19 protein-coding genes are annotated in these 20,715 nt (G+C 71.7%); all 19 read right to left on the reverse strand.

What is annotated here, in order from left to right:
* Window positions 1–61 precede the first annotated feature (61 nt).
* The 19 genes from ACX80P_RS03845 to rsmH all read right to left on the reverse strand — a co-directional run bounded on the left by ACX80P_RS03845 (window position 62) and on the right by rsmH (window position 20,709).
* Window positions 62–997 (reverse strand): RluA family pseudouridine synthase, encoded by a 936-nt coding sequence (locus tag ACX80P_RS03845; RefSeq protein WP_459276701.1) that lies wholly within the window; start codon window positions 995–997, stop codon window positions 62–64.
* A complete protein-coding gene (gene lspA, locus ACX80P_RS03850; protein ID WP_459276794.1) occupies window positions 987–1,613 on the reverse strand; it encodes a signal peptidase II in 627 nt (208 codons plus the stop codon). The genes ACX80P_RS03845 and lspA overlap by 11 nt, the downstream gene beginning before the upstream one ends.
* Window positions 1,614–1,811: 198 nt before the next feature.
* Window positions 1,812–2,462, reverse strand: a complete 651-nt coding sequence (locus ACX80P_RS03855) for a DivIVA domain-containing protein (RefSeq protein ID WP_459276702.1) — start codon at window positions 2,460–2,462, stop codon at window positions 1,812–1,814.
* Window positions 2,463–2,608: 146 nt separating this feature from the next.
* Window positions 2,609–2,899 (reverse strand): YggT family protein, encoded by a 291-nt coding sequence (locus ACX80P_RS03860; protein ID WP_459276703.1) that lies wholly within the window; start codon window positions 2,897–2,899, stop codon window positions 2,609–2,611.
* Between the two features lie 57 nt (window positions 2,900–2,956).
* Window positions 2,957–3,478 (reverse strand): cell division protein SepF, encoded by a 522-nt coding sequence (locus ACX80P_RS03865; protein WP_459276704.1) that lies wholly within the window; start codon window positions 3,476–3,478, stop codon window positions 2,957–2,959.
* A gap of 93 nt (window positions 3,479–3,571) precedes the next feature.
* Window positions 3,572–4,345, reverse strand: coding sequence for a YggS family pyridoxal phosphate enzyme (locus tag ACX80P_RS03870; protein WP_459276705.1), 774 nt, complete (start codon window positions 4,343–4,345; stop codon window positions 3,572–3,574).
* On the reverse strand, window positions 4,333–5,082 hold the full coding sequence (locus ACX80P_RS03875) for a purine nucleoside phosphorylase YfiH/LACC1 family protein (RefSeq protein WP_459276706.1): 750 nt from the start codon (window positions 5,080–5,082) through the stop codon (window positions 4,333–4,335). The genes ACX80P_RS03870 and ACX80P_RS03875 overlap by 13 nt, the downstream gene beginning before the upstream one ends.
* Before the next feature lie 3 nt (window positions 5,083–5,085).
* Complete coding sequence (gene ftsZ, locus ACX80P_RS03880) at window positions 5,086–6,285, reverse strand: cell division protein FtsZ (RefSeq protein WP_459276707.1); 1,200 nt, start codon at window positions 6,283–6,285, stop codon at window positions 5,086–5,088.
* A gap of 219 nt (window positions 6,286–6,504) precedes the next feature.
* A complete protein-coding gene (locus ACX80P_RS03885) occupies window positions 6,505–7,383 on the reverse strand; it encodes a cell division protein FtsQ/DivIB (protein WP_459276708.1) in 879 nt (292 codons plus the stop codon).
* A complete protein-coding gene (gene murC, locus ACX80P_RS03890) occupies window positions 7,380–8,876 on the reverse strand; it encodes a UDP-N-acetylmuramate--L-alanine ligase (protein WP_459276709.1) in 1,497 nt (498 codons plus the stop codon). The genes ACX80P_RS03885 and murC overlap by 4 nt, the downstream gene beginning before the upstream one ends.
* Window positions 8,873–9,991: an undecaprenyldiphospho-muramoylpentapeptide beta-N-acetylglucosaminyltransferase gene (gene murG / locus ACX80P_RS03895; protein WP_459276710.1), complete on the reverse strand. Its 1,119-nt coding sequence runs from the start codon at window positions 9,989–9,991 to the stop codon at window positions 8,873–8,875. Before murG ends, murC begins: the two co-directional genes overlap by 4 nt.
* Window positions 9,992–10,015: 24 nt before the next feature.
* Window positions 10,016–11,401, reverse strand: a complete 1,386-nt coding sequence (gene ftsW, locus ACX80P_RS03900) for a putative lipid II flippase FtsW (RefSeq protein ID WP_459276711.1) — start codon at window positions 11,399–11,401, stop codon at window positions 10,016–10,018.
* Window positions 11,401–12,981: a UDP-N-acetylmuramoyl-L-alanine--D-glutamate ligase gene (gene murD, locus ACX80P_RS03905; RefSeq protein WP_459276712.1), complete on the reverse strand. Its 1,581-nt coding sequence runs from the start codon at window positions 12,979–12,981 to the stop codon at window positions 11,401–11,403. The genes ftsW and murD overlap by 1 nt, the downstream gene beginning before the upstream one ends.
* Window positions 12,978–14,078, reverse strand: coding sequence for a phospho-N-acetylmuramoyl-pentapeptide-transferase (mraY, locus tag ACX80P_RS03910; protein ID WP_459276713.1), 1,101 nt, complete (start codon window positions 14,076–14,078; stop codon window positions 12,978–12,980). The genes murD and mraY overlap by 4 nt, the downstream gene beginning before the upstream one ends.
* Window positions 14,075–15,604, reverse strand: a complete 1,530-nt coding sequence (locus tag ACX80P_RS03915; protein ID WP_459276714.1) for a UDP-N-acetylmuramoyl-tripeptide--D-alanyl-D-alanine ligase — start codon at window positions 15,602–15,604, stop codon at window positions 14,075–14,077. The genes mraY and ACX80P_RS03915 overlap by 4 nt, the downstream gene beginning before the upstream one ends.
* Window positions 15,605–15,610: 6 nt before the next feature.
* Entirely contained in the window at window positions 15,611–17,221 is a 1,611-nt protein-coding gene (locus tag ACX80P_RS03920; RefSeq protein ID WP_459276795.1) for a UDP-N-acetylmuramoyl-L-alanyl-D-glutamate--2,6-diaminopimelate ligase, read from the reverse strand.
* Window positions 17,222–17,278: 57 nt separating this feature from the next.
* A complete protein-coding gene (locus ACX80P_RS03925) occupies window positions 17,279–19,066 on the reverse strand; it encodes a peptidoglycan D,D-transpeptidase FtsI family protein (RefSeq protein WP_459276716.1) in 1,788 nt (595 codons plus the stop codon).
* Between the two features lie 57 nt (window positions 19,067–19,123).
* The gene (ftsL, locus tag ACX80P_RS03930) at window positions 19,124–19,711 is read right to left on the reverse strand and encodes a cell division protein FtsL (protein WP_459276717.1); all 588 of its coding nucleotides are present in this window, start codon (window positions 19,709–19,711) and stop codon (window positions 19,124–19,126) included.
* The gene (gene rsmH, locus ACX80P_RS03935; protein WP_459276719.1) at window positions 19,708–20,709 is read right to left on the reverse strand and encodes a 16S rRNA (cytosine(1402)-N(4))-methyltransferase RsmH; all 1,002 of its coding nucleotides are present in this window, start codon (window positions 20,707–20,709) and stop codon (window positions 19,708–19,710) included. The genes ftsL and rsmH overlap by 4 nt, the downstream gene beginning before the upstream one ends.
* Window positions 20,710–20,715 lie beyond the last annotated feature (6 nt).

The following is a 20,715-nucleotide window of genomic DNA, read 5'->3' on the forward strand; positions in this document are numbered from 1 at the left end:
CTAGTGCTGCCCCACCCCCGGACGGACCCCGACGGCATGTCGCCGGGGCACGCCCGGCGTGTCACACGAGGCCGTCGGACAGGGCCGTGAGCGCGTACGCGAGGTCCACCGGGTAGGGGCTCGTCGCGGTGACGGGCTCGAGCGTGCGCGGATGGGCGAAGCCGAGCCGGTGGGCGTGGAGCCACTGCCGGGTGAGGCCGAGTTCCGCGGCCAGGCGCGGGTCGGCGCCGTACGTGAGGTCCCCTGCGCAGGGGTGGCGGAGCGCGGAGAAGTGGACGCGGATCTGGTGCGTCCTGCCGGTCTCGAGGTGCACCTCCACGAGGCTCGCCCGCCCGAAGGCCTCGAGCACCTCGTAGTGCGTCACGGAGTCGCGGCCGCCCTCCATCACGGCGAACCGCCATTCGTGGTGCGGGTGGCGTCCGATGGGCGCGTCGATGGTGCCCTTCAGCGGTTCCGGGAGCCCCTGGACGACGGCGTGGTAGACCTTGTCGACCGTGCGCTCCTTGAAGGCGCGCTTCAGGGCCGTGTAGGCGGGTTCGGTCTTCGCGACGACCATGGCCCCCGAGGTGCCGACGTCGAGCCGGTGGACGATCCCGACGCGCTCCGGCGCTCCCGATGTCGAGATGCGGTAGCCGGCCGCCGCCAGGGCGCCCACGACGGTCGGTCCTACCCAGCCCGGCGACGGGTGCGCGGCGACGCCGACGGGCTTGTCGACGACGACGAAGTCATCGTCGTCGAGGAGGATGCCCATGCCGTCGACGGCCTCCGGGATGACGCGGTGCCTGTCCTCGGGATCCGGCAGGTCGATGTCCACGCGGTCTCCGGCGTGCACGCGGTCCGACTTGGCCAGGGGCGAGCCGGCCCGCAGCACGCGCCCGTCGGCGCACCACTGGGCGACGGACGAGCGGGAGGCGTCCAGCAGGCGGGCGAGGGCGGCGTCCGCGCGGTTCCCGGCTTCCGTCTCGGGGATGATCAGCTCCCGGCGCTCACCTGCCATGGTCGTCCCCGTCCGTCGTCGTGCCGGTCGTCCGGTCGCGCGGGCCCACGGGCTCGTCGTCGCCGCGGCTGCCGTCCATGCCGATGCCGCGCAGGGTCAGGATGCAGATGAGCGCGACCCCGCTGACGACCGCCGAGTCGGCGATGTTGAAGATGGCGAAGTTGGGGAGGGCGATGAAGTCCACCACGTGGCCCTGGCCGAACGAGGGCTCCCGGAAGAGCCGGTCGGTCAGGTTGCCGAGGGCACCACCGAGGACGAGTCCGAGCGCCACGGACCACCCGCGGGAGGCGACCTTCGTGACCTGCAGCAGGATGGCGGTGGACACGATGACCATGATGATCGTGAAGACCCAGGTGTAGTCCGTGCCGATGGAGAACGCGGCCCCCGGGTTGCGGAAGAAGCGCCAGTTGAGCAGGGGCGGGAGGACCGGCGTGATCTGCCCCTCGGTCATGGTGGACACCACCCACCACTTGGTGAGCTGGTCGGCCACGTAGGCGACCAGGGCGCAGCCGAGCATCAGGAGCGCGTAGCGCGCAGGGATGCGACGCACGCGACCCGATCCTCGCGGTGCGGGCGTGCCGGCTGCAGCCGACGGGTCCCCGTCGGGTTCGGGCATGGTGGGCTGGTGCTCGTTCACGGTCCATCCAGGATCTCGGGGCTGCGGGGTCTGTCGTCACGCGTCCTGCGGGCCGTGACGGCGGGGCGGGGGCGCTCCCGGTGGCTCTGACGCCGGAAGGGCCGGTTCCCGGGGTTCCGCCCCCGGCAACCGGCCCTTCCACTGCTGCCCCGACGCGGGTCGGGCCAGGACGTCCTGCTAGGAGGCCGACTCGGTCGCGAGGGAGTCGCGGGCGTCGAGGTCGCGGAGCTGGCCCTCGATGTAGGCCTTGAGGCGTGCGCGGTAGTCGCGCTCGAAGCCGCGGAGCTGCTCGACCTTGCGCTCGAGGACCGACTTCTGCTGCTCGAGGTCCCCGAGGGTCTTCCGGCTCTTCTCCTGGGCGTCGTCGACGAGGCCGGTCGCCTCGAGCTGCGCTTCGGCGATGATCTTGTCACGCTGTTCGACGCCCGCGTTGACGTACTCGTCGTGGAGGCGCTGCGCCATCGCGATGACGCTGGCGGCGGACTCGGCGGAGGTGACGGAGGCTGCGGGGGTGGCAGCCGAGGCAGCGGGAACCGCGGCGGGGCTGGTCTCGTCGTCGGCCTGGGCGGCTGCGGGAGCACCCTTCGCGTCCGGCGCGGACTCGGTGCGCGTGCTCGCGGAGACGGGCGCGGGGATCGCCGTGGTCTGGGAGGCGTCGGGGGCACCGTCGCCGAGCCTGCGGCGCAGCTCCTCGTTCTCGGAGTTCAGGCGGCGGAGTTCGACGACGATCTCGTCGAGGAAGTCGTCGACCTCGTCCTGGTCGTAGCCTTCGCGGAACTTCGTCGGCTGGAACCTCTTGTTGACAACGTCTTCTGGCGTCAGGGCCATGTAGTCACCTCGTACTGATAGAAGCCCGGCCGCCGACTGGCGGTCATGGCTGCGATACCGGATTGTGGACACGAGCCGCTGGGCTCACGTCGAACTGTGAGTCAGCGTATATCTTCCCTGGCTTCAGGGGGAAACGGAGCCGGGGGTCAGCCTGCGAGGCCCGCCGCCACGGACATCAGGATCAGCACCACGATGAACAGCACGAGGAAGGCGAGATCGAGCTGCACCCCGCCCAGCCGGAGGGGCGGGATGAGCCGGCGCAGGGTCTTGATGGGGGGGTCCGTCACGGAGTACACGCCCGAAGCGAGCACCAGTGCCGACTTCTGGGGACGCCAGTCCCGCGCGAATCCCTGGACGGCGTCGTACACGATGCGCAGGATCAGGGTGAGCTGGAACAGCATCAGTACCAGGTAGATCAGGGCGAATACCAGACTCACAGAGCAGTTTCAGTCCTTCGGGCCTTGGAGTGTCTTGCGCGACCGGAGGGCCGCAGCTCAGCTCTGGTTGAAGAAGCTGGTTTGTCCTTCGCTGGTCTTCAGGTCCTCGCCGAGTACTTCAATATACGACGGCGAGAGCAGGAACACCTTATTGGTGACCCGCTCGATACTGCCGTGCAGGCCGAAGACGAGACCGGCCGAGAAGTCGACGAGGCGCTTGGCATCGGACTCACCCATGTCGGTGACGTTCATGATCACGGGGATACCGTCGCGGAAGCTCTCACCGATGAGCTTCGCGTCGTTGTAGGAGCGGGGGTGGATCGTGGTGATCTGGCGCAGGGCGCCGGAGTCCTCACGGGAGGACGGTGCGCGCTTGATCGGCGTGACCGGGGCGCGGTATTCCTCGGCGGGGGCGACCCGGACCGCGGTCGGGGCCGGCTCGAGGTGACGCTCGTCGCGATCGTAATCCACTGTGTAGTCCTCGTTCCTGCCGGGCGCGCTTTTCGCCTCGGGCTCGTAGTGCTCGTCACCATCGGCGAGCCCAAGGTAGATCATCGTCTTGCGCAGTGCGCCAGCCATGGTGACTCCTGTCGTGTGGTGGATCGGTGGGTCCGGGGACGTGCCGCAGGCCACCAACCCGGTGCCCGTCGTACCGCCGTTCTGACGTCGACGCTACCCCACCGCCGGACGCGGACCGAGGACATCAGACCCGATCCGGAGGTGTGTCGCCCCGGCGGCCACGGCCTCCTCGAGATCCCCGCTCATCCCGGCTGAGACACCGGTGGCGGCGGGGTCGACGGCGCGGACCTCCGCCGAGATGCGCAGGAGTCTGCCGAAGGCCTCCGCCGGGTCGGCTCCGAGGGGTGCGACCGCCATCACTCCGGCGAGCCGGAGTCCCTCCGTGGCCGCGCAGGCCCGCGCCAGGTCGGCGGCGTCGGAGGGAAGGGCCCCTCCCCTGCCCGCCGGTGTGCCGGCGGGATCGGCGGCGGGGTCGAGGGTGAACTGGAGGAAGCAGCGCAGCGCGTCCCGGGCTCCGAGCCCCGCCGCGGCCCGGCGCTCCTGCTCGCCCCCGACGGCCTTCCCCAGGGCGGTGATGAGCGGGAGGCGGTCCACGGAATGCACGCTGTGCGCGTAGCGGACCACCGATCTGGCCTTGTTGGTCTGCAGCTGCCCGACGAAATGCCAGGCCAGCGGAAGGTCCTGGAGGTCGGCGGCCTTCGCCGCGGCCTCCTGGTCGCGGTTCTCGCCCACATCGGTGACCCCGAGCCCCGAGAGGATCCGCACGTCGGAGGCCGGGAAGTACTTGGTGACGACGATCAGCTCCGGTTCGGCCCGTCCGGCGGACGCCGCGGCGGACGCGATGCGCGCCCGCACGGCCTGCAGGCGTTCCCCGAGCTCGCGGGACCTCGCCTGGTCGGGCGCCGCGTCGGCCCTCACGTCCGCCACACGAGGCCTGCGATGCGCCCGGCACCCGGTTCCCGGCGGTGCGAGTACAGCTCGGAGTTCTCGAGGGTGCAGGACTCCCCCGCCCCGGCCAGGTGCCCGACCCCGACCCCGGCGCGTGCCAGCTGCACGCGGACGGCGGCCGGCAGGTCGAGGGCAGGGGTCCCCTGCCGCGTCCGGGAGGCGGCCTCCGGCAGGACCTGCGCCATCACGCGCATCATGGCGTCGGGGACCTCGTAGCAGGAGCCGCAGACGGCCGGGCCGATCCAGGCCACGAGGTCCTGGGCGCCGTATCCGCGGAGCGTCGCCACCGCGTGCCCGACGATCCCGTTGCCTACGCCGGCCCGGCCGGCGTGCACCACGGCCGTGGCTCCCGTGCCGCCCTCGGCGACCGACGCGTCCGCGAGGACGATCGGTACGCAGTCGGCAACGAGGACGGCGAGGGGATCGGTCCCGTCCGGTGAGACCATGCCGTCGGCGTCGGGGGCGTCCTGCGCGGCCCGTCCGAGGACGGCCACGCGGTCCGAGTGGGTCTGGTGCATGAAGCGCAGGGAGCCGTGGGGCACGCCCATCGCGGACTCGAGCCGACGGCGGTTGCCGCGGACGTCCTCGGGGTCACCGCCGACGTGGAGGGCGAGGTTTCCCGCACCGGCTGAGCTGAAGGCGACCCTGAGCCCCGGGCGGACCTCCTCGTTCCAGTGGAACGGAGAGGTCTGCCCGGGCGCGCCGGCCGTGTCCACCGACTACTTGAGGAAGTCGGGGACGTCGAGGTCGTCGGAGCGGCCGGACGACAGGTCGGGCTCCACGATCGCCGGGAGGTCGACGTCGAAGCCCGAGTCGGCCGGGACGGCCTGCACGTTCTGGGCGCGCTGCTGCGACCAGGCGCCGAGGCCCGCGGTCGCTGCGCCGGCCATGCGGCGCTGGTCGCCGCCCACGCTCGGTGCGACGGCGGGCCGTGCCGCGGGGGCCGCTGCGGCGACGGGCTGGGACGTGGCGTCGACCTGGTCGAAGCCGGCCGCGATCACCGTGACGCGTGCCTCGTCGCCGAGGGCGTCGTCGATGACGGCACCGAAGATGATGTTCGCCTCGGGGTGCGCGACCTCCTGGACGAGGCGTGCGGCCTCGTTGATCTCGAACAGGCCGAGATCCGAGCCACCCTGGATGGACAGCAGGACGCCGTGGGCGCCGTCGATGGATGCTTCGAGCAGGGGCGACGCGATGGCGAGCTCGGCAGCCTTGACGGCGCGGTCCTCACCGCGGGCGGAGCCGATGCCCATGAGCGCCGAACCGGCGCCCTGCATGACGGACTTCACGTCGGCGAAGTCGAGGTTGATCAGGCCCGGGGTGGTGATGAGGTCGGTGATGCCCTGGACACCGGAGAGCAGGACCTGGTCCGCGGAGCGGAACGCGTCGAGCATGGAGACGTTGCGGTCGCTGATGGACAGCAGGCGGTCGTTCGGGATCACGATGAGCGTGTCGACCTCCTCACGGAGCGTGTCGATGCCGCTCTCCGCCTGGTTCGACCGGCGGCGTCCCTCGAACGTGAACGGACGCGTGACCACGCCGATGGTGAGCGCGCCCAGGGACCGCGCTATGCGGGCGACGACGGGCGCTCCGCCGGTACCGGTTCCGCCACCCTCACCCGCGGTGACGAAGACCATGTCGGCCCCGCGCAGGACCTCCTCGATCTCCTCGGAGTGGTCCTCTGCGGCACGCCGGCCGACCTCGGGGTCCGCTCCGGCGCCGAGGCCGCGCGTGAGTTCACGGCCGACGTCGAGCTTGACGTCGGCGTCGCTCATGAGCAGGGCCTGGGCATCGGTGTTGATGGCAATGAACTCCACGCCACGGAGCCCCACCTCGATCATCCGGTTGACGGCGTTGACGCCACCGCCGCCGATGCCGACGACCTTGATGACGGCCAAGTAATTCTGAGGTGCTGCCACGTCCTGTGTCCCTTGTTCGAATCTGTGTGCTGTACGGGGGTCCGCCGGTGCTCCGGCGTCGACCTTCACCCGAGATAACGTTAACGTTCAGGTTGAGGGTTAACGTTATGTCAAGTAACTTCTATGTTCGACGCTAGGTGCATACGCGGCGCGTTGCAAAGACCGGGCGCCGCGTGTCGGCGTGTCGCGCCCGATCCGCCGTGTCGGCGGCCTCGCGGGTCATCGCGTGACCGGACGGTCCGGCGTGCTGACGTCGAACTCCTTCACCGGCGGGTCCGTCGGCGGGAGCGACAGCATCGCCTCGAGGACCTTCGCCTTCTCGGCGCTGCGCTCGGCGCTGCCCCAGAAGATCCTCTGCTTCCCCGACAGGGAGAGCTGGATGGAATCGACGCTCGACGCGGACGCGCTGTTCAGCCGCGACAGGATGCCGACCGGGAGTTCGGTGAGGACGGCGGTGATCGAGGAGAAGACCTCCGAGTTGACCGCGTTGGCTCCGCCGTCGATCAGCGGCAGCTTGGCGTCGCCGCGCTGCCCGACCCGCTTGAGCTGCCGGCCCTGCGAGTCGATGAGCACGAACTCGCGGTCCGTCTGGAGGACGGCGACCGGCACGCGCTCCTTGACGGTGACGACGAGGGTCGACGGCGGTTCGGCCGCGATCCCGACGTCCTCGATGGGCGCCTGGTCCGCGAGCAGGTCCGCGACCTGCTCGCGGGAGATCCGGGTCAGCGGCGTCCCGGTCAGGGGTTCGAGGGCTGCCTCGATTTCCGCCGTCGTGACCAGCGTGTTGCCCTGCACGGAGACCGTGCGCAGGGCGAGGGCCGGCGAGAAGATGACGTACGCCACGAGGCCACCGAGGACGAGCGTCACGGCGACGAGGGCGATGACGGTGTTCCTCAGCCGGCGCGAGCGCGGGGGCGTCGGGAAGTCGAGGACCGTCGCGGAACCGGCCGCGCGCTCGGGGCGCCCGGTAAGCGTCGCCGTGGTGGAGCCCGCGGTGCGGCTGCCGCCGGAGCCCGCACTGCTGCCGGAGCCGGCTCCGCGGCCGGCAGGGGCCTTCGCTCCTGCGGCCCGGGTGACGGGGGGCTTCCTCGGTGTCATCCGGCCGCTCCTGCGTCCGCACCGGCGGCTCGCTCCGTCAGCAGCCCGACGAGCCGGGCGCCGTACTGGGTGACGTCGCCCGCGCCGATCGTGAGGACGACGTCCCCGGCGGCGGCACTGCCGGTGACGGCCCGCAGGGCCTCCTCGGGGTCCTCGACGTAGGCCGCACCGGGGCCGGGCATGAGGGCGGTGATCGTCCAGCCGCCGACGTCGTCGACCGGGTCCTCGCGCGCAGCGTAGACCGGCAGGACGACGGCGGTGTCGGCGAGGGAGAGCGCGTCGGCGAACCCGGCGGCGAACTCGCGCGTGCGGGAGAAGAGGTGCGGCTGGAACAGGGCGTGCACGCGGTGGTCCCCCGCCACGGTCCGCGCGGCGGTGAGCGCTGCATGCACCTCGGTCGGGTGGTGCGCGTAGTCGTCGAAGACCCGCACGCCGTCGGCCTCGCCCCGCGCCTCGAACCGGCGCGCGGCACCGGAGAACAGGGCGAGGCCCGCCGCGGCGACGGCGGGGTCCACCCCGAGTTCGAGGGCCACCGTGAACGCCGCCGCGGCGTTCAGGATGTTGTGGCGCCCGGGCACGCCGAGCCGCAGTTCCTGCTCGGCCTCGAGGCCGTCGACGGCGAAGGCCAGGATGCTGGTCGTGGTGCTCCCGACCGCCCGCGTGTCGCTGATGCGGAGGTCCGCCGTGGCCGCGTAGCCGTACGTCCGGACGCGGCGCGTCGCGGGGATGGCTGCGGCCAGCGCGGCAGCCCCGGGATCGTCGGCACAGGCGACCAGCAGTCCGTCCTCGGGCAGCCGGTCGGCGAACCGCCGGAACGCGGCGTGCACCGCGTCCGCGGTGCCGTAGTGGTCCAGGTGGTCGGCTTCGGCGTTCGTCACGACACTGATGCGGGGCGCGTAGTTCAGGAAGGAACCGTCGGACTCGTCGGCCTCGGCGACGAAGATGTCCCCGCCGGTCCACTCGGCGTTGACGCCGAGTGCGGCGACGTCACCCCCGATCGCGAAGGACGGGTCGAGCCCGGCATGCCGCAGCAGGACGGTGATCATCGCCGTCGTGGTCGTCTTGCCGTGGGTACCGGCGACGGCGACGCCGGTAAGCCCGTCCATCGCCGCGGCGAGTGCTTCCGACCGGTGGAGGACGGGCAGGCCGCGGCGTCGTGCCTCGGCGAGCTCGGGGTTGGTCTCGCGGATCGCCGAGGAGACGACGACGGTCCCGTCCTCGGGGACCGCCGCCGCGGCGTGACCCACGTGCACGTCCGCTCCGAGGTGGGCGAGGGCCCGCAGGCCCCTGGACTCCGCCGCGTCGGAGCCGGAGACGCGCAGGCCGCGGCCGAGGAGCACGCGGGCGACCGCGGACATGCCGGCTCCCCCGAGGCCGATGAAGTGGACGGGTTCCCGCAGGACCGCCCGGTGCGTTCCCGTGCTGCTCGTGGTGATGCCGGTGCCTTCCGTCGTGCCGTCCGCGGCTGTCGTGGTCCTGTCGCCTGCGCTCATCGGCCGGCCTCCGCCACGGCGAGGACGAGTTCCGCCATGCGCCGGTCGGCGTCGCGCACGCCCTGCGCGTAGGACGCCGCCGACATCACGGCGAGCCGCGGGCCGTCGGTGACCAGCGGGAGGACGTTCGCCTCGATCCAGCCGGCGGTGAAGGCGTCGTCGACGACGAGGACGGCCCCGCCGGAGTCCACGAGGCCGGCGGCGTTCAGCCGCTGCTCGCCGTTGCCGTGGGGCAGAGGGACGAGGACGGCGGGCAGTCCGACCGCGCTGACCTCGCTCACGGTGGCGGCGCCGGCGCGCGCGACCAGGAGGTCCGCCGCCGCGTACACGCGCTCCATCCCGTCGACGAACTCGACCTGGTGGTACCCGGGCACGGCCAGCGGTGTGCCGTCGTCCCCGAGAACCTGCTTGCCGCGCCCGGTGATGTGGAGGACCTGCACGCCGGCCGCGGTGAGTGAGGGCACGGCGCCGGCAACGGCGCGGTTCAGGCTGGCCGCGCCCGAGGAGCCGCCGGTGACGATGAGTGTGGGCCGGTCCGGCTCGAGTCCGAGGGAGGTGCGGGCGTCGGCGCACCCGGTGGCACGGTCGAGGTCGGCGATGCTGCGGCGCATGGGCATGCCCACGAGGACCGCGTCGGTGAGTCCGGTGCCGTCGAAGGCGACGGCGACGCGCGCCGCGATCCGCGCGCCGACCCGGTTGGCGATCCCGGGGCGTGCGTTCGCCTCGTGGATCACGACGGGGACACGCAGGGTCCAGGCGGCGAGGTACACGGGGGTGGAGACGTACCCGCCCACACCGACGACGACGTCGGCGCGGGTGTCCGCGACGATCGCCCGCGCCTGGCGGACGGCCCGGACGAGCCGCACGGGGAGCTTGAGGAAGTCCGACGAGGGTCGGCGCGGCAGGGGCACCCGGTCGATGGTCCGGAGGTCGAACCCGGCCGCGGGGACGAGGCGCGTCTCCATGCCGGTCTCGGTGCCGACCGCCGTGATGCGCGTGCCCGGCCGTTCGTCGATGATCGCACCCGCGATGGCGAGCAGCGGGCTGATGTGACCGGCGGTGCCGCCGCCGGCGAGGACGACGGACACCGCCCGGTCGTCAGTGGGGGAAGTCATGGAGGTACGGGTCTCTTCCGGAGGTCAGGGGGCGGAGCGGTCCGGCGCCACGGCGGCGGAGTGCGGGGTCTTCCGGGCGAAGGAGAGCAGGACGCCCACGGCGCCGAGCGTGAAGGTCAGCGCGGACCCGCCGTAGGAGATGAACGGCAGCGGCACGCCGATGACGGGCAGCAGGCCCGTCACCATGCCGATGTTGACGAAGGCCTGGCCGATGAGCCAGACGAGGATGGACCCCATGAGGATCCGCACGAAGGGGTCCGTGTAGCGCATGGCCACCCGGATGGTCGCCACGGCGAGGATGCCGAACAGGAGCACGACGACGGAGGTGCCGATGAGTCCGAACTCCTCGCCGATGATGGCGAAGATGAAGTCGTTGTGGGCTTCGGGGATCCAGTTCCACTTCTGCCGGCTCTGGCCGATCCCGACCCCGAACCAGCGGCCGGAGGCCATGGCGAACAGCCCGTTGTCGGACTGCATGCACAGGTCCGTGCCGTCGTCGCAGTTCAGCCGGAGCCACGCGGCGATGCGCCCGCCACGGTTGGAGCTGGTCACCACCATGAGGAGGGAGCCGACGACGGCCACGAGGCCCACGAGCGTGAACATCTTCATCGGCGCACCGGCGAAGAAGAGCGCGGCGGCCGCGATCATCATGAGCACGAGTCCCGTCCCGAGATCCCCGCCGATCAGGACGAGGCCGATGGGCAGGCCGCCCAGGGGCAGCGCGGGGATCAGGGCGTGCTTCCAGTCCCGGATCAGCGCCTTCTTGCGTTCGAGTACGACGGCGAACCAGAGGGCCAGCGCGAGCTTGGCCGGTTCGGACGGCTGGAGCGTCTGCGAGCCGATGCGGATCCAGTTCCGGTTGCCGTTGATCTCGACGCCGATGACCAGCACGAGGACGAGCAGCACGATCGCGATCCCGAGGCTCGGCCAGGCCAGGGCCTTGTACGCCCGGGGTCCCAGCCGGGACAGCACCAGCATCAGGGCGATGCCGGCGCCGGCCCAGACGGCCTGCTTGAGGAAGAGGTCGAAGGTGTCCTTGCCCTCGGAGATCGCCTCGACGGAGGACGCCGAGAGCACCATCATGAGTCCGATCGCGGTGAGGGCCATCGCGGCACCCAGGATCAGGTAGTAGCTGGACCCGGACGGCGACCGGTCGGTGCCTTCCAGGAATTCCCAGCCGCGCCGCACCCCGGCCCGCAGGCCCTTCGCCGGTGCGCGGGCGGTCTCGACGGCGGGAGCGCTCGGGCGCGCCGTCGTGGCACCGCCCCGGACCGTCCGCCCCGTCCCCGGAGGGCGGGTCGTCGGAGGCGAGGAGGGCGCTCCCCCGGGAAGGGTCGCTCGCCCCGTCTCCGTGGTCCTGGCGGACCGGACGGAGGGCTTGCGTCCTCCCGGACGGGTAGGCGTGGTCATTACGACTCCTTCGGGGTTGTCCCCTGTCCGCCGCGGGCGTGGACGGCGGCCATGAAGGCCGCCCCCCGGTGCGCGTAGGAGGAGAACTGGTCCATCGACGCAGCGGCCGGTGCCATCAGCACCGTGTCGCCGTCCTGGGCGAGGCGCGCTGCCTCCGCGACGGCCCACTGCATCAGGGTGTCCCCGGTGACCGGGTCGGATGACCCGCCGGCGTCGTGCCCCTGTCCAGTGTGAAGGCTCGGGTGGAGGGAGACCGGAACATCGGGTGCGTGTCGGGAGAGCGCCCCCTGGAGGGGCGCGGGGTCCGCGCCGAGCAGGACGACGCCGCGCAGCCGCCCGGCGTGCTCCCGTACGAGGTCCTCGTAGGAGACCCCCTTGGACAGGCCGCCCGCGATCCATACGACGGACTGGAAGGAGGACAGCGACGCCGACGCGGCGTGCGGATTGGTGGCCTTGGAGTCGTTGATCCAGAGCACGCCGTCCTCGTGGGCGATCACCTGGATGCGGTGGTCGCCCGGCTGGAAGGCGCGGATGCCGTCGCGCACCGCGGCGGCCGGGACGCCGGCGGCGCGGACGAGCGCGGCGGCGGCCAGCGCGTTGGCGACGAGGTGGCGCGGCACCACCTCGCCGAGCTCGCTGATGGACGCCAGCTCGGCAGCCGAGTCCTTGCGTTGCTCGATGAAGGCGCGGTCGACCAGGAGGTCCTCGACGACGCCCATCATGCTGATCGACGGCGTGCCTGTCGTGAAGCCCACGGCGCGGCAGCCCTCCAGGACCTCCGCCTCCTCCACCATGGCCTCGGTCTCGCGCTGCTCCACGTTGTAGATGCAGGCGATCCTCGTGCGCTCGTACACCGACGCCTTCGCCGCGCGGTAGGCGGCGTAGCTGCCGTGCCAGTCGACGTGGTCCTCCGCGATGTTGAGGCACACGCTCGCCAGCGGTTCGAGGGAGTGGACCCAGTGCAGCTGGAAGCTGGAGAGTTCGACGGCGAGGACGTCGTAGCCCTGCGGGTCGCGGATCACGTCGAGGATCGGGGTGCCCACGTTGCCTGCGGCCACGGCGCGTTTGCCGGCCGCGATGAGCATGGACTCGGTCAGGCCGACCGTCGTCGTCTTCCCGTTGGTCCCCGTGATGGTGAGCCATTCGGCGGTTGGGCGGCCCTCGCGGATCCTCACGCGCCAGGCGAGTTCGACGTCGCCCCAGATGGGGATCCCGGCGGCGGCGGCCTCGGCGAGCAGCGGCTGGGTGGGGCGCCAGCCGGGCGAGGTGACGACGAGGTCGGGCTGCTCGCCGTCGACGAGCGGCACGGCGTCGGCGGAGCCTGCCCCGAGCAGGACGTCGCGGGCGCCCACGATCCGCAGGGTGTCGGCCTTCGCCTCGTTCCCGGGGGTCGCGCCGGCATCGACGACGACGACGACGGCGCCGAGCTCGATGAGCGTGTCCGCCGCGGAGAAGCCGGAGGCCCCGAGTCCGGCGACGACGACCCGAAGGCCGGCCCAGTCGGCGTCCCACGAGGTGAGGCCCCGGAGCCGGGGGGTCTCCCAGGTGTTGGGGGGCGCCGCCCCCTCCGATCCGCTCATCCCACGACCCATTCCGCGTAGAAGATGCCGAGGGCGGCGGCCACGAAGAGCCCCGCGAGGATCCAGAACCTGACCACCACGGTGACCTCCTGCCATCCCTTCAGTTCGAAGTGGTGCTGGAGCGGCGCCATCTTGAAGACGCGCTTGCCGCCCGAGAGCTTGAAGTAGCCGACCTGGATGATGACGGACAGCGTGATCATGACGAACAGGCCGGCGAGGATCACCAGGAGCAGCTCGGTGCGGGACAGGATCGCGAAGCCGGCGATCGCCCCGCCGATCGCCAGGGATCCGGTGTCACCCATGAAGATCCGGGCGGGCGAGGTGTTCCACCACAGGAACCCGACGAGCGCGCCGCACATCGCCCCCGCGATGAGGGCGAGGTCCAGGGGGTCACGCACCTCGTAGCAGACACTGCCCGCGCCGGGCGCACCGCAGCTCTGGTTGCTCTGCCAGATCCCGATGAGCATGTAGGCGCCGAAGACGAGGACCGCGGCTCCGGCGGCGAGCCCGTCCAGCCCGTCGGCGAGGTTCACGCCGTTGCTGGCTCCGGTGATGATGAGGTTGGACCAGATGACGAAGAGGATCGCCCCGAGCACCGTCCCGGCGAAGGCCAGGTCGAGGGGGGTGTCGCGGATGAAGGAGATCGCGGTGGAGGCGGGGGTGCGTCCCTCCTCGTTGGGGAACATCAGGGCCATCACGCCGAAGGCGATGCCGACGCCGGTCTGGCCGGCGATCTTCGCCGGGGCGGACAGGCCCAGGCTTCGCTGCTTGGAGATCTTGATGTAGTCGTCCGCGAAGCCGACGAGGCCCATGCCGGCGGCGAGGAACAGCAGCAGCAGCCCCGACGCGCTGGGGCCGGAGGAGGGGGCCCCGGCGGCCATCATCGCCAGGTGGGTGAGGAAGTAGGCCAGCAGCACGGATCCGACGATGACCGCTCCGCCCATGGTCGGCGTCCCGCGCTTCGTGTGGTGCGCGGTCGGTCCGTCGTCGCGGATGAACTGCCCGTAGCTCCTCTTCACGAGGAGCCTGATGAACAGGGGCGTCCCGACGAAGGCGAAGATCAGGGCGGAGGCCGAGCCTATGAGGATGGCGATCACGGCTGGGGGGCCTTTCCGGAAGCGTCAGGGCCGCTGGCCGCTTCGAAGTCTGGTGCGGAGTGGTTCGCGTCGACGATCGGGCGGGCGTTCTGGCCGGTCCGCCGGGCGATCCGGTCCCCGAGGAACCGGAGGCCGGCTCCGTTGGAGGACTTGAACAGGACGATGTCCCCGGGCTCGAGTTCCGCGGCGAGCAGCCGCTCCGCGGCCTCCACGTCGTCGACGTGCGCGGCTTCGCTGCCCCAGGAGCCCTCGAGCACGGCGCCGTTGAACAGCGCGCGGGTGTTCGGCCCCACGCACACCAGTTTCGAGATGTTGAGCCGGACGACCACGCGCCCGAGGAGGTCGTGCTCCTCGATCGTGCTGTCGCCCAGTTCGAGCATCTCCCCCAGCACGGCCCAGGTGCGCCGGTGTCCCCGGCCGAGTTCGGCGAGGGTCCGCAGGGCCGCGCGCATCGATTCGGGGTTCGCGTTGTAGGCGTCGTTGATGACGGTGACCCCGTCGGCGCGCTCGGTGCGTTCCATGCGCCAGCGGCTCGCGGCGGCCTGGCTGCGGAGGCGATCCGCGATGCTCTCCGGTGGGACGCCGACCTCGTGGGCGACGCTCGCCGCAGCCAGCAGGTTGGTGGTGTGGTGCAGCCCGAGCAGCGGGGAGACGACCTCGTGCTCGCTGCCGTCGGGGAGGACGAGCGTGAACGAGGGGTGGCCCTCGGGCGTCGTCGTGCTGTTCCTCGCCCGCACCACGCGGCCCTCCGCCGCGAAGTCCGAGGAGGACGTGAAGAACACGGTCCGTGCCGTGGTCCGGGACTGCATGGCGAGGACGCGCTCGTCGTCGGCGTTGATGACGGCCGTGCCCGTCGCGGCGAGGGCCTCGAAGAGCTCACCCTTCGCGCGGGCGATGTTCTCGACGCCGCCGAACTCGCCGGCGTGGGCGGACCCCACGCCGAGGACGACGCCCACGTCCGGCCGGACCAGGGAGGCCAGGTAGGCGATGTGCCCCGGCTTGGTGGCGCCCATCTCGATCACGAGGTAGCGCGTGTCCCAGGAGGCCTGGAAGACGGTCAGCGGCACGCCGACCTCGCCGTTGTAGGAGCCCCGGGGCGCGACCGTGGGGCCCGCCGCCGCGAGGATGCCCGCGAGGAGGTCCTTCGTGGTGGTCTTCCCGGCGGAGCCGGTGATGCCGATGACGGTGACGTCCCCGGCGGCGCGCAGCCTGCGGACGATCTCCGCGGCGAGCTCACCCATCGCGAGGACGGCGTCGGGGACCACGACTGCGGGGTAGGGGGCGCCGTCCGGTCCGGCGACCTCCCGTTCGGCCAGGGCCAGGACGGCGCCGCCGGCGAAGGCCGACCCGATGTGGAGGTGTCCGTCGGACTCCTCGCCGGGCTTGGCGACGAACAGGGACCCGGCCCCGCACTCGCGGGAGTCGGTGGCTGCGGAGGTGACGGTGATGGCGGGCCCGGCGGGATCGGTCCCGACCAGCCGTCCACCCGTGAGTGCCGCGATCTCGGCTGCGCTGAATTCAATCATGACGGTTCAGGACTCTATCCCGGGGCGGGAAAACCCAGAGAATCCGTGCCTTGTCAACGCGGAGCGGAGTTCCTCCCGATCGTCGAGGGACAGGTTGACGCCCTTGACCTCCTGCCACACCTCGTGGCCGCGGCCGGCGACGATGACGGTGTCGGCGGGACGGGCGAGGGCCACGGCGCGCTCGATGGCGTCCGCGCGCGGGAAGACCTCGAGCACCTGGCACGCGAGCCCCTCAGCGCGGACCGCGGCGTCGGCGCCCGCGCGGACGGCGCGGCGGATGACTGCCTCGTCCTCGTCGTGGGGGTCGTCGTCGGTGACGATGAGGATGTCGGACAGGCGTGCCCCCACGGCGCCCATGACGGGGCGCTTGGATTCGTCACGCTGCCCGGTCGCACCGAACACGGAGATCACCCGGCCGCCGGGCCGCCGGACCGAGGCCAGAGTCCGTTCGAGGGCGTCGGGGTTGTGCGCGAAGTCGACGATCGCCGCGGGTTCCTCGCCGACGAGCTGCATGCGTCCCGGCACCTCGGTGGTGAACGGATCGTGGTCGTCGAGGGCGCGCTGCACGTCGTCGACGGCGACCCCCGAGGCGAGGACCATGACCGCGGCCAGCGCCGCGTTGGAGACGTTGAACGTGCCGGGCAGGCCCGTGCGGACCCGCAGCCGCTCCCCCGCGCGACCCTCGAGGTCGAAGGAGTGTCCCAGGCCGCTGGGCCGGACGGCGGTGACGGTCCAGTCCGCTGCCGGGCCGGCACCGGCGCCCTGCGCGGTCCGCAGCGACACGACGGGTACGCCCGCCGTCGCCGCGAGGCGGCGCCCCCAGTCGTCGTCGACCAGCACCACGGCGCGGCGGCAGCGTTCGGGGGTGAACAGGGTCGCCTTGACCGCGAAGTAGTCCTCCATGGTCCCGTGGAGGTCGAGGTGGTCCTGCGTGAGGTTGGTGAACCCGGCGACGTCGAACCGGACGCCGTCGACCCGCCCGAACTCGAGGGCGTGGGAGGACACCTCCATGGACGCCGCGTCGAGTCCCCGCTCCCGCATGAGGGCGAGCAGCGAATGGACCTGCGGCGACTCGGGCGTGGTGAGCGCGCTCGGGATGGCCTCCCCGCCGGCGCGGATCTCGATGGTGCCGATGAGGCCCGTGGTCCGGCCGAGCGCGCCGAGGAGCGCGTTGAGGAAGTAGGTCGACGTCGTCTTGCCGTTGGTCCCCGTGATCCCGAAGAGGGTGGGCGCCGCACCGGGGACGTCCGGCCGGCTGTCGAAGATCACGCCGGCGAGCGGACCGGCGGCCCGCCGCGGATCCGGGACGACGACGACGGGAGGCGTGTCGACACCGGCCGCCGCCGCGGCGCGGGCCACGATTCCGGCGCCTGCCTCGTCCGTCAGGACGGCAACGGCTCCCGCCCGCACGGCCTGGCCGGCGAAATCGGCGCCGTGGCGTGCGGCCCCGGGAACGGCGGCGTAGACGTCGCCCGGGAGCACCGATCGCGAGTCGAGGGTGAGGCCGGTGACCACGGGCAGGTCGGCGGACCCGGTGGACCAGGCCGATCCGGCCAGCGGCCCGATGGCGGCCAGGGCCGTGGACAGGGCGACGGGGCGGGGGGCGCGGGGACGCATCAGGGCGGCGCTGCCTCCCTGCGGGGTGTTCGGTTGCACGGTGCTCCGGCCTCCGGGTCAGTACTTGACCGGGTAGATGTCCGGCTTCGTCGTCGAGGCCGGGACGTTGTTGGAATTGAGGACCTGCTTCATGACCTTCTGGAAGGACAGCCCGGGGATCAGGTAGTACAGGTCGCCCTGCGGTCGCTGGAGCGTCACGACGACGACGTACTTGGGGTCCTCGATGGGCGCGATCCCGGCATAGGAGAGAGTGTATCCGTCGTAGCCACCCGTGGGACTGGGGGCCTCGGCCGTGCCGGTCTTCGACCCCACGCGGTACTGATCGAGCGCCCCGGACTTGCCGGACCCCTCCTCGGTCACCGTCTCGAGCATCTTCCGCACCTCGCCGGCGGTCTCCGGGGACACCACCGTCGTGCCCTCGGCCTGGGGGACGTCGTGCTCCGTGCCGTCGGGGTCGATGTACGCGTCGATCAGCCGCGGCGGCAGGCGCACGCCGTCGTTGGCGATCGTCTGGTACACCATGGCGGTGTGCAGGGCGGTCTGCGTCAGGCCCTGGCCGAACAGGACGGTGTACTGCTGGCGGTCGTCCCACTTGTCGGGCGTCGTCAGCAAGCCCTGGTTCTCCTCGTTGAGCCCGGTCCCGAGGGGTTCTCCGATGCCGAACTTCTTCAGCCAGTCGTACCGCTCCTGCCGGGTCAGCTTCTGGCCCACCTGCACGGTCCCGGTGTTCATCGACTTGGCCAGGATGCCTGCGGCGGTGCGCTTCTCCTCGCCGTGCTCCCACGCGTCCTTGAACGTCTGGTCGTCCACGGTGTAGCGGTTGTCGAGGGTGAAGCGGGAGGTCGGCTCGATGAGACCCTGCTCGATCGCCCCGGCCATCGTGATGACCTTGGTGGTGGACCCGGGTTCGAAGGAGGCGCTCACCGAGTTGGGGCGGCGCTGCTCGGCGGGCGTCGCGGTCGGGTCGTTGGGGTCGGGTGTCGTGGACTCCGCCATCGCGCGGATGGCGCCGGTCTCCGTCTCGACGACGACGATGTTGCCCCACTCCGCGTCGTACTCCTTCACCTGCGAGGCGATGGTCTGCTGCGCGAACCACTGCAGGTCCTGGTCGATCGTGAGCCGCACGTCCTGGCCGTCGACCGCCGGTACGTCCTCGTTCGTGGCGTAGGGGATGCGGATGCCGTCCCCGCCGATCTCGAACGTCCTGCTGCCCGCGGTCCCCTCGAGCGCGTCGTTGAGCGAGTACTCGAGGCCTTCCTGCGGCGCTCCGTCGTCGGACACGAAGCCGATCATCGAGCCGCCGACGGCGCCGGCCGGGTAGGTCCTCACGCTGGTCTCGTCGGCGTAGACGCCCGGGATCTTGACGGCGAGGGCCTTGTTCTTGGTGTCGGGGGTGACCGATTTGAGGATGTAGTTGAAGCTCTTGTCGCCGAGGACCGCGCCCCTCAGCGTCTCGACGTCGACGCCGATGACGGCGGAGAGCTCGGAGAGCGCCTGGTCCATGGGGATGACCTCCCATTCCTCCGAGTCCTCGTCGAAGCGCCGGAAGTCCTCGACGTCGCTCAGCCGCTGGTCGACCACGAGGTCGTACCGCTCGACGCTCCGCGCGAAGTACTTGCCGTTTATGTCCACGATGGAGCCCCGGACGGGCTGCACGGCGGTGGTCGTCAGCCGCTTGGACAGGCCCGCCTGGGCCATGCCGTTGAGGTCGAGGGCCTGCAGCTGGAAGAGGCGCACCCCGAGGACCATCAGCAGGACGAGGACGAACGCGAGCCCCACACGGAGCCGGGCGGAGCCCAGAGCCAGGCGGAGGCTGTCGGGGCTGCCGGGGCGCGCAGGGGTCACGGAGAATCCTTGTCGATCAGTATGTCGGGTGCGAAGCAGGTGCTGGAGCCGCGCCCGCTACTGGCCGAGCTGCTCGGGACCGGGGATCGTCCCCGACTCCGCACCGTCCGTCACGAGCTCGTCCGCGGCTGCGGGCGTGCCGAGGTCCGGCGCGGCGATGAGGACCTCGGGCTTGGGGCCCTTCGTCGCCGGTTCCGGCGTGCCCGTCACCTTCTTCGAATCTAGCTCAATGGTCCCGAAGGTCGGGGAGGACACCATCCCGAGTTTCGTGGCGGCCGCGGCCAGGTTCTGGGGCGCCTCCCTGGCTTCGATGTCGAGCACGAGCGCCTCGTTCTGCTGGCTCAGGGCCGTCTGCTGGTTCCGGAGCTGCACGAGTTCGTACTGGGTGCCGGAGACGGAGATGTTGAGCATGAGCACCGCGGCCAGCGCGGCGGCGAGCACGAGGAGAGTGAAGACGGCGAAGGGCACCTTGCGGCGCGCGGGGCGCGCGGGCACGACGGACAGCGGCGTCCGCGGCCTCGGGGCCGTGCGCTCGACGGACGGCCGCATCGGCCGCATCGGCCGCCCCGGGGCCAGCGCGAGAGCGCCGCTCCCGGAGAAGGCCGCAGCGCCGTGTCGCTTCTCCACTGTCAGTGCCTGGCTCATTTGGTTTTCCTGTCGACGGGTCCGGCTTTGATTCGTTCAACGGCCCGCAGCTTGGCGGATGCCGCGCGCGGGTTCTCCTCGATCTCCCCCGGGGTCGGCGCCTCGGTGCCGCGGGTCAGCGATCGGAGGTAGGGCTTGTGCTCCTCGAGTTCCACGGGGAATCCGACGGGGGCGGAGGACTTCGTTCCCGCGGTGAAGGCGCTCTTCACGATGCGGTCCTCCAGGGAGTGGTAGGACATCGCGACGACGCGCCCGCCGACCAGGAGGGAGTCGATGGCGGCCGGGACGGCCCGCTCGAGGACGGTGAGTTCCTCGTTGACCTCGATCCGCAGCGCCTGGAACGTCCGCTTGGCGGGGTGGCCTCCGGTGCGGGCCGCCGCGGCGGGTACGACGCCGCGGATGACCTCCACGAGCTGTGACGTGGTCCGGAAGGGATCGCTGTCCCTGGCGCGCACGATCGCCGACGCGATCCTGCCCGCGAACTTCTCCTCGCCCCAGGCGCGGATGATGCGGAGGAGTTCGTCGGCCGTGTAGGTGTTGACCACCTCTGCTGCCGTGATGCCGCGGCTCGTGTCCATGCGCATGTCGAGCGGCGCGTCGTAGGAGTAGGCGAACCCGCGCTCGCGCTCGTCGAGCTGCAGGGAGGAGACGCCGAGGTCGAAGAGGACACCGTCCACGCCGTCGATCCCGAGATCGTCGAGGACCTCGGGCAGTTCGTCGTACACGGCGTGGACGAGGTCGGTGCGGTCGGCATAGGGCGCGAGCCGCGCGCCGGCGAGGCCGAGGGCCTCGGTGTCGCGATCGATCCCGACGAGGTGCGCACCGGGGAAGCGCTGGAGCATGGTCTCGGAGTGGCCCCCCATGCCGAGCGTGGCGTCGACGACGACGGGCCGGCGTCCTGCGGCTTCGGCGGCGGCGACGGACGGTGCGATGAGGGAGACGCAGCGGTCTCGGAGGACGGGGACGTGACGCTCCCCCGTCGGCCGGTCACCCGTCATGCGTTG

It is taken from the genome of Arthrobacter arabinosi, from assembly GCF_054511115.1.

Excerpts from the sequence above, each read along its gene's own strand:
- ACX80P_RS03845 (WP_459276701.1), bottom strand. The coding sequence starts at position 997 with ATGGCAGGTGAGCGCCGGGAGCTGATCATCCCCGAGACGGAAGCCGGG.
- lspA (WP_459276794.1), bottom strand. The coding sequence starts at position 1,613 with ATGCCCGAACCCGACGGGGACCCGTCGGCTGCAGCCGGCACGCCCGCA.
- ACX80P_RS03855 (WP_459276702.1), bottom strand. The coding sequence starts at position 2,462 with ATGGCCCTGACGCCAGAAGACGTTGTCAACAAGAGGTTCCAGCCGACG.
- ACX80P_RS03865 (WP_459276704.1), bottom strand. The coding sequence starts at position 3,478 with ATGGCTGGCGCACTGCGCAAGACGATGATCTACCTTGGGCTCGCCGAT.
- ACX80P_RS03885 (WP_459276708.1), bottom strand. The coding sequence starts at position 7,383 with ATGACACCGAGGAAGCCCCCCGTCACCCGGGCCGCAGGAGCGAAGGCC.
- murC (WP_459276709.1), bottom strand. The coding sequence starts at position 8,876 with ATGAGCGCAGGCGACAGGACCACGACAGCCGCGGACGGCACGACGGAA.
- murG (WP_459276710.1), bottom strand. The coding sequence starts at position 9,991 with ATGACTTCCCCCACTGACGACCGGGCGGTGTCCGTCGTCCTCGCCGGC.
- ftsW (WP_459276711.1), bottom strand. The coding sequence starts at position 11,401 with ATGACCACGCCTACCCGTCCGGGAGGACGCAAGCCCTCCGTCCGGTCC.
- murD (WP_459276712.1), bottom strand. The coding sequence starts at position 12,981 with ATGAGCGGATCGGAGGGGGCGGCGCCCCCCAACACCTGGGAGACCCCC.
- ACX80P_RS03915 (WP_459276714.1), bottom strand. The coding sequence starts at position 15,604 with ATGATTGAATTCAGCGCAGCCGAGATCGCGGCACTCACGGGTGGACGG.
- ACX80P_RS03920 (WP_459276795.1), bottom strand. The coding sequence starts at position 17,221 with ATGCGTCCCCGCGCCCCCCGCCCCGTCGCCCTGTCCACGGCCCTGGCC.
- ftsL (WP_459276717.1), bottom strand. The coding sequence starts at position 19,711 with ATGAGCCAGGCACTGACAGTGGAGAAGCGACACGGCGCTGCGGCCTTC.
- rsmH (WP_459276719.1), bottom strand. The coding sequence starts at position 20,709 with ATGACGGGTGACCGGCCGACGGGGGAGCGTCACGTCCCCGTCCTCCGA.